Source organism: Streptomyces sp. NPDC050439, assembly GCF_040655335.1.
Taxonomy (GTDB): Bacteria; Actinomycetota; Actinomycetes; order Streptomycetales; family Streptomycetaceae; genus Streptomyces.
The window spans coordinates 870,434-883,410 of the sequence record NZ_JBFAJT010000003.1; the positions used below are offsets into that span (position 1 = coordinate 870,434).

The following is a 12,977-nucleotide window of genomic DNA, read 5'->3' on the forward strand; positions in this document are numbered from 1 at the left end:
GGATCTGGCGCCGAGAGGCGTCAGCAGCCCACCAGGCGCGAGGCGAGGTAGCCCTCGATCTGGTCGAGGGAGACGCGCTCCTGCTTCATCGAGTCACGCTCGCGGACCGTGACCGCGTTGTCGTCCAGGGTGTCGAAGTCGACCGTCACGCAGTACGGCGTGCCGATCTCGTCCTGGCGGCGGTAGCGGCGGCCGATGGCGCCCGCGTCGTCGAACTCGATGTTCCAGTTCTGGCGGAGGGCGGTCGCCAGGCCCTTGGCCTTCGGCGAAAGCTCCGGGTTGCGGGAAAGCGGGAGCACCGCGACCTTCACCGGGGCGATGCGGTGGTCGAAGCGCATGACCGTCCGCTTCTCCAGCTTGCCCTTGGCGTTCGGGGCCTCGTCCTCGATGTAGGAGTCGAGGAGGAAGGCCAGCATCGTGCGGCCGACGCCCGCCGCGGGCTCGATGACGTACGGAGTCCAGCGCTCGCCGGCCTCCTGGTCGAAGTAGGACAGGTCCTGGCCCGACGCCTTGGAGTGCGCGGAGAGGTCGTAGTCCGTGCGGTTGGCGACGCCCTCGAGCTCGCCCCACTCGCTGCCGCCGAACTGGAAGCGGTACTCGATGTCAGCGGTGCGCTTCGAGTAGTGGGAGAGCTTCTCCTTCGGGTGCTCGAACCAGCGCATGTTCTCCTCGCGCAGGCCCAGGCCGGTGTACCAGTTCCAGCGCTGCTCCATCCAGTACTCCTGCCACTTCTCGTCCTCGCCCGGCTTGACGAAGAACTCCATCTCCATCTGCTCGAACTCGCGGGTCCGGAAGATGAAGTTGCCGGGCGTGATCTCGTTGCGGAAGGACTTGCCCATCTGCGCGATGCCGAACGGCGGCTTCTTGCGCGAAGTCTGCTGGACCTGGCCGAAGTTGGTGAAAATGCCCTGCGCGGTCTCGGGGCGCAGGTAGGCGACGGAGCCGCTGTCCTGCGTCGGGCCGAGGTGCGTGGAGAGCATGCCGGAGAACTGCTTGGGCTCGGTGAACTGGCCCTTGGTGCCACAGTGCGGGCAGTTGACCTCGGCCAGGCTCTCGGGCGGACGGCCGTGCTTGGCCTCGAACGCCTCTTCAAGGTGGTCGGCGCGGTGGCGCTTGTGGCAGGACAGGCACTCGGTCAGCGGGTCGGAGAACGTCGCGACGTGACCCGAGGCCTGCCAGACCTCCGTGGCCAGGATCACCGACGAGTCGATGCCGACTACGTCCTCGCGCGAAGTGACCATGTAACGCCACCACTGGCGCTTGAGGTTCTCCTTGAGCTCGACGCCGAGCGGCCCGTAATCCCAGGCGGCACGCTGGCCGCCGTAGATCTCACTGCACGGGTAAACAAAGCCACGGCGCTTGCTCAGGCTGACGATGCTGTCGATCTTGTCGGCGGCCACGGTGCTCTCTTCATTACGACGGTGGGCGAAGCGAATGACTCAGGTTACCGGCGGCCTTACCCCCCTAATCAAATCGGTTCCGGATGAGAGTCCTCGACGGCCTCCGGCCGGACCCCGCCACGAGCGCTAGTTGACAATCGTTTCCAGATTTGTTGAAAATGAGTGTCATGAACGTACGTCGCCTGATACCCACCGCCGCCCTCGCCTCCGCCACGGTGCTCGGCCTCACGGCCCTGACCGCCTGCTCCTCCTCCAGCGCCGCGGACAAGAACGGCGACGGCAAGCTGAGCGTGACGGCGTCGTTCTACCCCATGCAGTACCTCGCCCAGGAGATCGGCGGCGATCACGTCTCCGTGGACACCCTGACCAAGCCGGGTGTCGAGCCGCACGACCTGGAGCTCAGCCCGAGGCAGACCGCCGCCCTCGGCGAATCGGACGTCATCCTGTACCTCAAGGGCATCCAGCCCGCCGTCGACGACGCCATCGGCCAGTCCGGCGTGAAGAACACCGTGGATGCCGCGACCCTCACCAAGCTGGAGAAGCACGGCACGGGCGTCGGCCACGACCACGGCCACGACCACGAGGGCGAAGAGCACGCCGAGGAAGAGCACGGCCACGACGAAGAAGGCGAAGCCGGCGCCGACCCGCACGTCTGGCTCGACCCGGTGAAGTACGCCGAGGTCGCCGAGGGTGTCGGCAAGGCGCTGGAGAAGGCCGACCCGGACCACGCGGCGGCGTACAAGAAGAACACGAAGGCCCTGGTCGAGAAGCTGGACGCGCTGAACACGAAGTTCGAGGGCGGCCTGAAGGACACCAAGACCAAGACCTTCATCACCACGCACTCCGCCTTCGGCTACCTCGCCGAGCGCTACGGCCTGGACCAGGAGGGCATCTCCGGCATCGACCCCGAGTCGGACCCGAGCCCCGCCCGCATCAAGGAGCTCCAGGACATCGCCAAGGAGGACAAGGTCTCCACGGTGTTCTTCGAGACCCTCGCCAGCGACAAGACCGCCAAGACCCTCGCGAACGACGCGGGCCTCAAGACGGACGTCCTGGACCCCCTCGAGGGAATTACGGACAAGTCCAAGGGCGATGACTACATCGAGGTCATGGAGTCGAACCTCGGCGCCCTGGAGAAGGCACTCGGCGCGAAGTGAAAGAACCGCTAGCGGCAGCATCGGAGGCGCACGCCATGGGAGACACGGCCTCAAGCGAGACCACCCCGCCCGTCATATCCGTGCGGGCGGCCACGGCCACCCTCGGCGCGCGCCCGGTGCTGCGCGGCATCGACCTCGCCGTCAGGCGCGGCGAGGTCGTCGCCCTGCTCGGCGCGAACGGCTCCGGCAAGTCCACCGCCGTCCGCTCGGTCATCGGCCAAGTCCCCCTGACCGGCGGCGACATAAGCCTCTTCGGCACCCCCCTGAAGCGCTTCAGGCAGTGGGCCCGCATCGGCTACGTACCGCAGCGCACGACAGCCGCGAGCGGTGTCCCCGCGACGATCCGCGAGGTCGTCTCGTCGGGCCGCCTCTCGCGCACGAAGCTGTCGAAGCTCGGCTGGGCGACCAAGGCGGACCGTGCGGCGGTCGACCGGGCCATCGGGCTCGTCGGCCTCGGCGACCGCGCCAAGGACTCCGTGAGCGCCCTCTCCGGCGGCCAGCACCAGCGCGTGCTCATCGCCCGCGCGCTGGCCTCCGAGCCCGAGCTGCTGATCATGGACGAGCCGATGGCGGGCGTCGACCTGGCGAGCCAGGAGATCCTCGCCCAGACCCTGCGCGAGCAGGTCGCGGCCGGTACGACGGTCCTGCTCGTGCTGCACGAGCTCGGCGCCCTGGAGCCGCTGATCGACCGCGCCATCGTCCTGCGTGACGGCTGCGTGACCCATGACGGGCCGCCGCCCAAGGCCACGGGACAGCACGCGCTGCCCGGCCACGACCACGTACATCCGCACTCGGCCGACGAGCACGAGCCGATCCGCACGGGACTGCTGACCTGATGATGGAAATCTTCCAGACCGAATTCATGCAGCGGGCGCTGATCGCCGCCGTCCTCGTCGGCATCACGGCCCCCGCCATCGGCATCTACCTCGTCCAGCGCCGCCAGGCCCTGATGGGCGACGGCATCGGCCACATCGCGATGACGGGCGTCGGTCTCGGCTTCCTGCTCAACTCCAGCCCCGTCTGGATGGCGACGCTGATCGCCGTCGTCGGCGCGGTGACGATGGAGCTGATCAGGGCGTACGGCAAGACGCGCGGTGACATCGCCCTCGCGATGCTCTTCTACGGCGGCATGGCGGGCGGTGTCCTGCTGATCAACCTCTCGGACACCGGCTCCAACGCAAACCTCTCCTCGTACCTCTTCGGCTCGCTCTCGACGGTCTCCGACTCCGACGTCACGGCGATCTGCCTGCTCGCGGCCTTTGTGGTGCTCGTCACCGTCGGCCTGCGCAAGCAGCTGTTCGCGGTGAGCCAGGACGAGGAGTTCGCGCGGGTCACCGGGCTTCCGGTGCGGGCGCTGAACCTGCTGATCGCGGTCACCGCCGCCGTCACGGTCACCGTCGCGATGCGGGTCGTGGGACTGCTCCTGGTGAGCGCGCTGATGGTGGTGCCGGTCGCCGCGGCCCAGCAGATCACCCGCTCGTTCAAGGTGACGTTCATCCTGTCGGTGGTCATCGGCACCGCCGTGACCCTCTCCGGCACGGTCACCTCGTACTACCAGGACGTGCCGCCCGGAGCGACCATCGTCCTCATGGCGATCGGCGTCTTCGTCGTCCTGACGGCGCTCGCGACTCCCCTGGCCAGACGCCGGGCACGGGCGGCGTCCGCCGCGGAGGCGACCTGCACGGCGGACGTCCCGAGCGCGCGGCGCCCGGCGGACGAGGTCACCGTCTGAGAGCGAGCTGGCACAATGGCCCGACGGGATATGACAGATGTGCGGGCGATCGTGCGAGTTTTTCAGTTGAGGAGGCACCTGTGACAACGGCTGCGGGACCCCCGGTACGAGGCCGATCCACCCGGCAGCGCGCCGCTGTGGCGGCGGCCCTGGGCGAGGTGGACGAGTTCCGCAGTGCGCAGGACCTGCACGACATGCTGAAGCACAAGGGCGATTCGGTGGGCCTGACCACGGTCTACCGCACGCTCCAGTCCCTCGCCGACGCCGGCGAGGTCGACGTGCTCCGCACGGACGAGGGCGAGTCGGTCTACCGCCGCTGCTCGACCGGCGACCACCACCATCACCTGGTCTGCCGGGTGTGCGGCAAGGCGGTCGAGGTCGAGGGCCCGGCGGTCGAGAAGTGGGCCGAGGCCATCGCCTCCGAGCACGGGTATGTGAACGTGGCGCACACGGTCGAGATCTTCGGCACGTGCGCGGAGTGCGCGCAGAAGTAGCCTGAACGCCTTGAACGCCCTGTGGGCCCGCACCGGCTTCGGTGCGGGCCCACAGTGCGTCTGCGTCGGCTGTTGGCCGTCAGCTGTTGGCGATCTCTTCCTCGTTCGGGATCGCGCCGCCGAAGCGGCGGTCGCGCCCGGCGTACTCCAGGCAGGCCCGCCACAGGTCGCGCCGGTCGAAGTCCGGCCACAGCACGTCCTGGAAGACCATCTCGGCGTAACTCGACTGCCAGATCAGGTAGTTGGAGGTGCGCTGCTCGCCGCTGGGGCGCAGGAACACGTCCACGTCCGGCATGTCCGGGTAGTACATGTACTTGGCGAAGGTCTTCTCGTTCACCTTCGACGGGTCGAGCTTGCCCGCCGCGACATCGCGCGCGATGGCCTGCGCGGCGTCCGCGATCTCGGCGCGCCCGCCGTAGTTGACGCAGAAGTACAGGGTCATCGCGTCGTTGTCGACGGTCTGCTCCTGGGCGATCTGGAGCTCCTGGACGACGGACTTCCACATCTTGGGCATGCGCCCCACCCAGCGGATGCGGATGCCGAGCTCGTTCATCTCGTCCCGCCGCCGCCGGATGACGTCGCGGTTGAAGTTCATCAGGAAGCGCACCTCGTCGGGCGAGCGCTTCCAGTTCTCGGTCGAGAAGGCGTACAGCGAGAGGTTCTTGACGCCCATCTCCAGACAGCCCTTGAGCACGTCGAGGACGACGCCCTCGCCGACCTTGTGACCCTCCGTGCGCGGCAGCCCCCGCTCCTTGGCCCAGCGGCCGTTGCCGTCCATGACGATCGCCACATGCTGCGGCACCAGCTCGCCGGGGATCTTCGGCGGCCGGGCGCCCGAGGGGTGCGGCTCGGGGACCTTGTACTCACGGCGGGACCGTCCGAGGATTCCGCGTCGTGCCATGGGGGGCTCTCTCCTACCTAGCGTTCTCTGTACGTGACGTGCTGACGTGCTTACGTGGTTTTCTCTACGTACCGCAATGAGCGGAGCCCGCGCTCCAAGTGCCAGTGCAGATAGGCGGAAACAAGCCCGCTGCCCTCCCTGACATGCCGCGCCTCGCAGGCGTCCGCCGTCTCCCAGTCTCCGGTGAGCAGCGCGCCGAGCAGGCCGAGGGCTTCCATCGAGGGTACGACGCTGCCGGGCACCCGGCAGTCGACGCAGACCGAGCCGCCCGCGGCGACGGAGAAGAACCGGTTCGGCCCGGGCATCCCGCACTTCGCGCAGGAGCTGAAGCTGGGCGCGTACCCGTTCACGGCGAGGGAGCGCAGAAGAAACGCGTCGAGGATGAGATGCGGCTCGTGCTCGCCGTTGGCGAGGGTCCGCAGGCCGCCCACGAGCAGCAGATACTGCTGCACGGCGGGCTCGCCCTCATGATCGGTGAACCGTTCCGCCGTCTCCAGCATGGCCGTGCCGGCGGTGTAGCGCGCGTAGTCGGTCACGATTCCACCACCGTACGGAGCGATGGTCTCACTCTGTGTGCACAACGGCAGCCCGCGCCCGATGAGTTCGCTGCCGCGCGCGAAGAACTGCACGTCCACATGGGAGAAGGGCTCGAGCCGCGCCCCGAACTTGGACTTCGTGCGCCGCACTCCGCGCGCGACGGCGCGGACCCGGCCGTGGCCGCGGGTGAGCAGCGTGATGATGCGGTCCGCCTCACCCAGCTTCTGGGTGCGCAGCACGATGCCGTCATCACGGAACAGACTCATGGCCCCATTCTCGCGTACGGCACCGACAGCCGTGGCCGGGGTCGCACCGACCTGTCCTGCCCCCTGGTCATATCAGTCACGCCTGCCAAAATGCCCGCATGAAGAGTGAGCTGTTCTCCACGGAACACATGGCGCAGCAGTCCGTCGTCCCCGGGATGACCCTGCAGAACGCCAAGTCCATCAAGTACGCGGTCAACGGCGAGATGCACGCACGGCAGGGCGCGATGATCGCCTACCGCGGCGACCTACAGTTCGAGCGCAAGGGCCAGGGCATGGGCGGCATGCTGAAGCGGGCGATGACCGGTGAGGGTCTTCCGCTGATGGCGGTGCGCGGCCAGGGAGAGGCCTGGTTCGCGCACGAGGCGCAGAACTGCTTCATCGTCGACATCGAGCCGGGCGACGTCCTCACCGTCAACGGCCGCAACGTCCTGTGCTTCGACGCGACGCTCTCGTACGAGATCAAGACGGTGAAGGGCGCGGGCGTCACCGGCGGCGGCCTCTTCAACAGCGTCTTCACCGGGGCCGGGCAGCTCGGCCTGGTCTGCGACGGCAACCCGCTGGTGATCCCGGTGTCACCGCAGCAGCCGGTGTACGTGGACACGGACGCGGTGGTCGGCTGGACCGCGAACCTGGACACCTCGCTGCACCGCTCGCAGTCCGTCGGCTCCATGATCAGGGGCGGTTCCGGCGAGGCGGTGCAGCTGATGCTGCGCGGCGAGGGCCACGTCATCGTGCGCCCGAGCGAGCTGACCCAGTCGAAGCCGACGCAGCACTAGACGCTCCGCTGGGGAGTGCGGTGATCAGTCCGCGGGCCGGTGGGGGCTGGCCGCGCAGTTCCCCGCGCCCCTTCGGGCGTCGGGTCCGCTCAGCGGGCAGGGCGCGCCTGGTCGGGGCGGCTGATCGCTTCCCAGGGGGCGAGGTTCCACGCGCTGGAGCGGTTCGCCGGGTCCAGGAGCTTCTGGAGGTGGGCGTCGGACGCGGCCTGGGGCGCCGGAAAGTCCGCGTCCTGCGTGCCCTGCAGACTGTCCCGCCAGACCTTCCTCCCGAGAAGGTAGTGGTCGGCGTACTCCCCCCAGGAGGAGTACGTCCCCACCACCGTCGGCACGACGTTCTTGAGCCGGTTCCAGGTGTCGGCCTCGCTCAGCATCCCGCAGGCGAACCCACGCCGGGAGATGTCCACGTAGAGCGCGATGTCCCAGGCAAGCGGCGCGACGCCGATCCGCCTCTGCGCCATGGCGCGATAACCGGTGCTCGCCAGACCGCTCAGGCGCCCGAGCAACTGCTCGGGCGCGGTGATCTCCCACTGCTCGGCCAGCCACTTCCGCGCCTTGCCGTCGTCGATGCGGGTGAACGGATACAGGGTCGTCCGGGACGCGTCCTTGTCCCGGCTGACCGGCGCGCTCAGCGACACCATCCACATCTGGTGCATGGTGAGCGGTCTCGGGTACTTCGACTCGACCCTCGGCTTGCTCCACTTCCATATGGCCATGGCGCCGCACACTACGTCACGGCACTTCCCCCCCGACTCCGGGCATTCGCATAGGCGGTCGCCGCCCTCAGCCGCTCGGACGTGGTGGCGGTCCGCAACGCGTCCGGCGCACAGTCCCACTCCCGCCCGCCGCCGAAGGGCCGCAGCTGGACATAGGGCCCCTCGTGCCCCATGACCCTGCCGACCTGGCCTGTCCGCGTGTCCACGGCGTACGCGCCGACGGGAAGGTACAGATTCATGGCGCGACCCCCAGCGCGGCGACGAGCCGCGCGGCCGTCTCGACCCGGCAACCGCCCAATTCGATGATCGGGCAGGGCGCCTCCCGAGCCAAAGATGTGGGGTCGATCCGCAATGACGGCAAAGTAATTCCCGCCTGCGCGAGTGCGGTGCGCAATTCCTTCATGGTCTCCTCCGCGTCCTCGACGCATACCGGCGCGTGCGCCTTCTTCTCACCCATCGGGTGGCTCCCCTTTGCCGTCGGATCTCACTCTTCGCATCCCTACGGTGACGGAATCCACCTAGACTCGTCAGGAGTCTGTCTCCTACAACTGCGAGGCAGCGAAAGGCGGTTGGCCATGGCCAATGGTTCACGTCAGGCGGCCTGGGAGTTCTTCGGAGCGGAACTGAAGAGACGGCGCGAGGACGCGGGGCTCACGCAGTCGGCGCTGGGGTTGCGGGTTTTCGTTTCCGGTGGATACGTCGGCCAATTCGAACAGGCCATTCGCAAACCGCAGTTGGATGTGGCGGAGAGGATCGATGAGGTGCTGCAATCCGACGGTATTTTCGAGAGGATGTGGCGCAAGCTGATCGACGACCGGCGGTACGCGGATTACTTCGCGGCGGTCGTGGAGTTGGAGCGGTTGGCCACAGAGATCTGCGAGTTCGAGCCAACGGTCGTGCCGGGCCTGCTGCAGACAGCCCCCTACGCTCGCGCACTCACTCTGGCGAGCCACCCGTTCGCAGTGGATGAGTTCATCGCGGACACAGTCTCTGCACGGATGGAACGCGGGAACATCCTCAAGGACGCTGCACGGCCCGTGTATTGGGCGATCATGCACGAATGCGTGCTACGCATCCCGGTGGGCGGCCCGTCGGTCATGGCCGGCCAGCTGGGCCGCATCACCGAGCTGGCACGGAACCGCCACGTCCTGACGATGGTGCTCCCGTACAAGGTGGGAGCGTATGCCTCAATGCACGGGCCCATGAAACTCATGCGGTTCGAGGATGCGCCGCCAACGCTCTATACAGAAACGGGGTTTTCGGGAAACCTCATCGACGAACCAGCCGTGGTCAAGCGTGCCCATGCGACTTACGATCTGCTTAGGGCCGCCGCATTGTCGCCGGAGGCGTCCCTCGCCCTGATCGAGTCGGCGGCTGAGGACTACAGACGATGTACGAGTACGACCTGAGCACCGCACACTGGTACAAGAGCACGTACAGCAACGGTGATGGCGGCAACTGCGTCGAGGTCGCGTACGACTTCATCGGCGCCGCCCGCTGGCGCAAGAGCACGTACAGCAGCGGCGACAGCAACGCCTGCGTCGAGGTGGCCGACGGAGTCACCGGCGTCGTCCCCGTCCGCGACAGCAAAAACCCCCAAGGCCCCGCCCTGCTGATCCGCGCCGAAGCGTGGGCTGCGTTCGTGGGGAACGTGGGCGCCGCCTAGGGGAAGCGCCCCGTAGGGGGCGCGGGGAACTGCGCGACCAGCCCCCACCGCCCCGCAGGGAATCGCCACCCTACTGACGACTGATCGCCCTCGTGATGCCGGCGGCAATCGTCGTGGCGAGGGTCCAGCCCATGATGACCAGGGCGTACCCGAACCACTGCCACGCCCCCCGCGCGGCATACGCATGCTCCTGGCCGAAGTCGATGATCGGCAGTAGCAGGTCCAACGTGTAGAAGACGGCGCTGAACTCCGGCGCCTCCTTCGGCTTCAACGCCACCGGCTCCCGCACCGCGTACGCGACGGAGCCGATCAGCAGCAACGAGAGCAGCCAGACCGCAGCGCGCGTAGGCCGGAAGCCGTAGCCGACCGTGAGGTCCTGGAGATACCCCCAAGCCTTGGCGTACCAGGGCAGGGTGGTGCGATGCCGGCGCTGCTTGGCGAGCTGGACGGTACGCGCGGCCGCATCGTCGCCGACACGGCGGTACGCGGCGGTGAGTTGCTCGTACGCGAAGGGGACGTAGCCCTCGGTGTCCCACCCCAAGACCTCGAGCCTTCGCTCGGCGGGCTCGTGCGGGCTGAGTCTGTTGTACGTCAGGCCATCGAGGCGGACCTTGTCCGGCCAGGTCTCCGGGGTTATGTGCAGGAGATCGAGTTGGCAGCCCCGCAGTGTCACCGTGCCCTCGATCGGCGCGGCCCCGTCCAGCCACAACGTGCCCCCGGTGATGCTGGCGCGCAGGGCCATGCCGCCCGGGTTGGAGAGCCGGGCGCCCTCCAGGTTGAACTGGCCGGGGATGCGGGCACCGGGCAGGTTGAGGCGCCCGTGAGCCGTGAGCCGCATCGCGTGCAGATCGTCCCCGGCACTGAGGTTCGCCGCCTGCAGGGCGGTGCCACCCGGGTTGCTGAGCACCGCATCGTTGAGGGTGATGGTCCCGGCGACCACGGCGCCCGCGAGGCGGACCAGCCCGTGGGCGGTGAAGCCGTCGTCGGCGTGGAGATCACCGTCGATGGTGGCGCGATTGAGCGCGAGGACGGGCTCGTCGAAGGTGTCCGACAGACCGCCCTCTCCCAGCAGCGCCCCGTCGAGGAATACCGCTCCGGCGATCCGCGCGCCCCCGAGCCGGATGGACCTCCGGACGCGGACACCGGTCATGCGCAACGAGCCGTCGACCCGTAAGCCCGTGCCGTACAGGTCGGGAAGGACGGACCACCCCAGATTCAGCTGACGCAACTGCGCCCCGTACAGGTCCAGTTCTCCGTCGAAGTAGCAGGACCACAGGTGAATCGCCCCGGCGACCTCCGCGTACTCAAGGTCGAGCTTGCCCGTGATACGAGCACCATGCAGCCGCAGGACAGGCGTCTCCCCCTCCTGGCGAGGCCCGTCGATGAGAAGAGCCCGCAGCACCTCGGCCCGTACGGTCCGCTCGGGGCCCCAGTCCGCGCCGGCATCGGCGGGTTCCCCGTGCCGCTCCCGGAAGTCGACGCCCCGCCCCAGCGGGAACGCCTCCCACACCTGCCGCTCGGCCTCGCTCAGATCCCTGATCTCCACCGGCGCGACTCTGACGCGGGCCGGATCATGTGTCAACCAGCAGCCAGGTCAAGGCGATAGCGCACCTCGGTCCACCCCTGGCCCTCGACCTCCATCTCACCCACGACCACGAACCCCGCACGCACGAGCACCGCCCGCGACCCCGCGTTCCCCGCATCCGTAGCCGCCCGCAGGGCAGTGAGCCCGTACTCCGAGCCGGCGACCCCGCACACCTCCCGTACGGCCTCCGTGGCGAGCCCGCGGCCCACCGCGCTCTCGGCGACGCGATACCCGAGCTTGGCCTCGCCGTCCGCGACGTCGACCAGGTTGACGCGCCCGAGCACGGCCCCCTCACCGTCCACCAGCACGTGGAAGTGGCAGGCCCCGGCCGCCTGTTCGGCCAGCAATGAAGCATGCCGCGCGGCGAACTCGGCGAAGTAGGCGTCGCCACGGTCAGGTACGTGCTTCGCGAAGTAGGCGCGGTTCTCGCGCTCGAAGGCGAGCAGGGCGGGGGCGTGATCGGGGCGCAGACGCTGGAGTTCGGGCATGGCGGCAACTTAGCCGCGGGCCTCCGGTCGCCGCCTCGGCTTTTCGTCCCGCGCTGTCAGTGGGGACCGGTAGCGTCCGTCCCCCTGTCACCCTCTGCCGCCCCACACCGAGGAGAATCCGTGCCCGCCGCCTACTCCCCCATACCCGAGCTGAATCTGCTCAAGGAGTTCCACGACGGGCCGGGGAAGGCGGGCTTCTCCGACGGGTTCGAGATGTACGAGTACGGACGGCGCGACGCCGGTCTCGGATCTGGCGACGCTGCCGGTCGTCCTCTTCGGTGACGAAGGCGATCTCGATGTGGTGGCGTCCGGCCTGCGTGATCTGTTCCGTCTGCTGGCCATCGACCACGAGTGGTACTTCGCGGAGGAGGAACGGGACGTCGACGAGGAGCACAGCTCGGGGCACGAGGAGTATCTCGTCTGGCTGGAGGAGAGGTTCGGCCTCACCGCGCCCGAGGCCGCCGATCCCATCATCGCGCGGGCGCGGGAGGAGTACGGGCGGCGGTTCATGGACTGGCTCCTCGAGTTCTCGCCCGAGTACGTGGTCGACGCGCTCCGCGAGAACCTCGGCGCCTACTTCTTGACCGGCGGGCAGTAGCCGGTGTCCGCGCCGATGCTGTTGATCTCCGCGTTCGGCCGGGAGTCACCGGCGTAGTCGATCTGGTCGGTGCAACTGACGCCGGGCTTGTTGGGCGTACCCGACGGCTTGTCGCCCTTCTCGGGGGTGGGGCAGGTCCCGGTGTCGGCGCCGATGCTGTTGATCTCGGCGTTCGACCGCGGGTCACCCGCGTAGTTGATCTGGTCCGTACAGCTCTTGCCCGCCTTGTCGCCCTTCTCCGGGGTGGGGCAGGTGCCCGTGTCCGCGCCGATGCTGTTGATCTCGGCATTTGAGCGCGGGTCACCCGCGTAGTTGATCTGGTCGGTACAGCTCTTGCCGGACTTGGCCGGCGTGCCCGACGACTTGTTGGTGGCGGAGTCGCCACCGGTCTTGCCGGTCGTCTCGCCAGACCCGCCGGACTTACCGGTCTCGGACGCGGAAGCGGGGGCCGGGGCGGAGGACGACGAGGCGTCGTTCCCGCCGCCCTGGCAGGCGGTGAGCCCGAACGCGGCGACGGTGATGACCATGGCGGCTGCGGCCTTGCGGGCGTGGAGGAGGGCGGTGTGCGACATGGTCTTCCCGTTCTGTGCGGTGCTTCTTGCTTCGTGCTCGTGAGAACAAGACTGTCCGCCGCCGCTGGTGATCCGTCGCCGTCTCGCTAACG

18 protein-coding genes are annotated in these 12,977 nt (G+C 68.4%); 10 read left to right on the forward strand and 8 right to left on the reverse strand.

All coding sequences use genetic code 11. The annotated features are described in order from the left end of the window. Positions 1-20: 20 nt before the first annotated feature. Complete coding sequence (locus AB0I66_RS16955; RefSeq protein ID WP_363208595.1) at positions 21-1,400, reverse strand: glycine--tRNA ligase; 1,380 nt, start codon at positions 1,398-1,400, stop codon at positions 21-23. A 167-nt stretch (positions 1,401-1,567) separates the two neighbouring features. Here AB0I66_RS16955 and AB0I66_RS16960 point away from each other — a divergent pair, with 167 nt between their 5' ends. The 4 genes from AB0I66_RS16960 (at position 1,568) to AB0I66_RS16975 (ending at position 4,783) form a co-directional block, all read left to right on the forward strand. Beyond that, positions 1,568-2,557, forward strand: a complete 990-nt coding sequence (locus tag AB0I66_RS16960) for a metal ABC transporter substrate-binding protein (protein ID WP_363208596.1) — start codon at positions 1,568-1,570, stop codon at positions 2,555-2,557. Between the two features lie 35 nt (positions 2,558-2,592). Further along, the gene (locus tag AB0I66_RS16965) at positions 2,593-3,393 is read left to right on the forward strand and encodes a metal ABC transporter ATP-binding protein (protein ID WP_363208597.1); all 801 of its coding nucleotides are present in this window, start codon (positions 2,593-2,595) and stop codon (positions 3,391-3,393) included. A 2-nt stretch (positions 3,394-3,395) separates the two neighbouring features. Next, positions 3,396-4,289 carry a metal ABC transporter permease gene (locus tag AB0I66_RS16970; RefSeq protein WP_363208717.1) on the forward strand — a complete coding sequence of 298 codons (894 nt, stop codon included), beginning with the start codon at positions 3,396-3,398 and terminating at the stop codon, positions 4,287-4,289. 80 nt (positions 4,290-4,369) lie between these two features. Continuing rightward, entirely contained in the window at positions 4,370-4,783 is a 414-nt protein-coding gene (locus tag AB0I66_RS16975) for a transcriptional repressor (protein WP_190081029.1), read from the forward strand. A gap of 79 nt (positions 4,784-4,862) precedes the next feature. Here the strand turns inward: AB0I66_RS16975 and AB0I66_RS16980 are convergent, their stop codons facing one another. Together AB0I66_RS16980 and recO are read right to left on the reverse strand one after the other, a co-directional pair. Continuing rightward, positions 4,863-5,684: an isoprenyl transferase gene (locus AB0I66_RS16980; RefSeq protein WP_363208598.1), complete on the reverse strand. Its 822-nt coding sequence runs from the start codon at positions 5,682-5,684 to the stop codon at positions 4,863-4,865. 50 nt (positions 5,685-5,734) lie between these two features. Beyond that, complete coding sequence (gene recO, locus AB0I66_RS16985; protein ID WP_363208599.1) at positions 5,735-6,487, reverse strand: DNA repair protein RecO; 753 nt, start codon at positions 6,485-6,487, stop codon at positions 5,735-5,737. Between the two features lie 98 nt (positions 6,488-6,585). On the opposite strand from recO, the gene AB0I66_RS16990 reads away from it, so the two are divergent. Next, complete coding sequence (locus tag AB0I66_RS16990) at positions 6,586-7,263, forward strand: AIM24 family protein (RefSeq protein ID WP_363208600.1); 678 nt, start codon at positions 6,586-6,588, stop codon at positions 7,261-7,263. Positions 7,264-7,352: 89 nt separating this feature from the next. On the opposite strand, the gene AB0I66_RS16995 is transcribed toward AB0I66_RS16990, so the two are convergent. Genes AB0I66_RS16995 through AB0I66_RS17005 form a run of 3 tightly spaced genes read right to left on the reverse strand, consistent with a single transcriptional unit; the run spans position 7,353 to position 8,433 of the window. Beyond that, positions 7,353-7,976, reverse strand: a complete 624-nt coding sequence (locus tag AB0I66_RS16995) for a DUF1266 domain-containing protein (RefSeq protein ID WP_363208601.1) — start codon at positions 7,974-7,976, stop codon at positions 7,353-7,355. Between the two features lie 11 nt (positions 7,977-7,987). After that, the gene (locus tag AB0I66_RS17000; protein ID WP_363208602.1) at positions 7,988-8,215 is read right to left on the reverse strand and encodes a hypothetical protein; all 228 of its coding nucleotides are present in this window, start codon (positions 8,213-8,215) and stop codon (positions 7,988-7,990) included. Beyond that, positions 8,212-8,433: a hypothetical protein gene (locus tag AB0I66_RS17005; RefSeq protein WP_363208603.1), complete on the reverse strand. Its 222-nt coding sequence runs from the start codon at positions 8,431-8,433 to the stop codon at positions 8,212-8,214. Before AB0I66_RS17005 ends, AB0I66_RS17000 begins: the two co-directional genes overlap by 4 nt. A gap of 118 nt (positions 8,434-8,551) precedes the next feature. On the opposite strand from AB0I66_RS17005, the gene AB0I66_RS17010 reads away from it, so the two are divergent. The 3 genes from AB0I66_RS17010 to AB0I66_RS17020 all read left to right on the forward strand — a co-directional run bounded on the left by AB0I66_RS17010 (position 8,552) and on the right by AB0I66_RS17020 (position 10,163). Continuing rightward, positions 8,552-9,385 (forward strand): helix-turn-helix transcriptional regulator, encoded by an 834-nt coding sequence (locus AB0I66_RS17010; protein ID WP_363208604.1) that lies wholly within the window; start codon positions 8,552-8,554, stop codon positions 9,383-9,385. Beyond that, the gene (locus AB0I66_RS17015; RefSeq protein WP_363208605.1) at positions 9,367-9,642 is read left to right on the forward strand and encodes a DUF397 domain-containing protein; all 276 of its coding nucleotides are present in this window, start codon (positions 9,367-9,369) and stop codon (positions 9,640-9,642) included. Before AB0I66_RS17010 ends, AB0I66_RS17015 begins: the two co-directional genes overlap by 19 nt. 416 nt (positions 9,643-10,058) lie before the next feature. Next, the gene (locus AB0I66_RS17020; protein ID WP_363208718.1) at positions 10,059-10,163 is read left to right on the forward strand and encodes a hypothetical protein; all 105 of its coding nucleotides are present in this window, start codon (positions 10,059-10,061) and stop codon (positions 10,161-10,163) included. 1,057 nt (positions 10,164-11,220) lie between these two features. Here AB0I66_RS17020 and AB0I66_RS17025 read toward each other — a convergent pair. Next, the gene (locus tag AB0I66_RS17025; RefSeq protein ID WP_363208606.1) at positions 11,221-11,715 is read right to left on the reverse strand and encodes a GNAT family N-acetyltransferase; all 495 of its coding nucleotides are present in this window, start codon (positions 11,713-11,715) and stop codon (positions 11,221-11,223) included. 120 nt (positions 11,716-11,835) lie between these two features. On the opposite strand from AB0I66_RS17025, the gene AB0I66_RS17030 reads away from it, so the two are divergent. Together AB0I66_RS17030 and AB0I66_RS17035 are read left to right on the forward strand one after the other, a co-directional pair. Further along, positions 11,836-11,997, forward strand: coding sequence for a hypothetical protein (locus tag AB0I66_RS17030; RefSeq protein ID WP_363208607.1), 162 nt, complete (start codon positions 11,836-11,838; stop codon positions 11,995-11,997). A 16-nt stretch (positions 11,998-12,013) separates the two neighbouring features. Next, complete coding sequence (locus AB0I66_RS17035; RefSeq protein WP_363208608.1) at positions 12,014-12,313, forward strand: hypothetical protein; 300 nt, start codon at positions 12,014-12,016, stop codon at positions 12,311-12,313. On the opposite strand, the gene AB0I66_RS17040 is transcribed toward AB0I66_RS17035, so the two are convergent. Beyond that, complete coding sequence (locus AB0I66_RS17040) at positions 12,289-12,885, reverse strand: hypothetical protein (RefSeq protein ID WP_363208609.1); 597 nt, start codon at positions 12,883-12,885, stop codon at positions 12,289-12,291. The genes AB0I66_RS17035 and AB0I66_RS17040 overlap by 25 nt on opposite strands. Positions 12,886-12,977 lie beyond the last annotated feature (92 nt).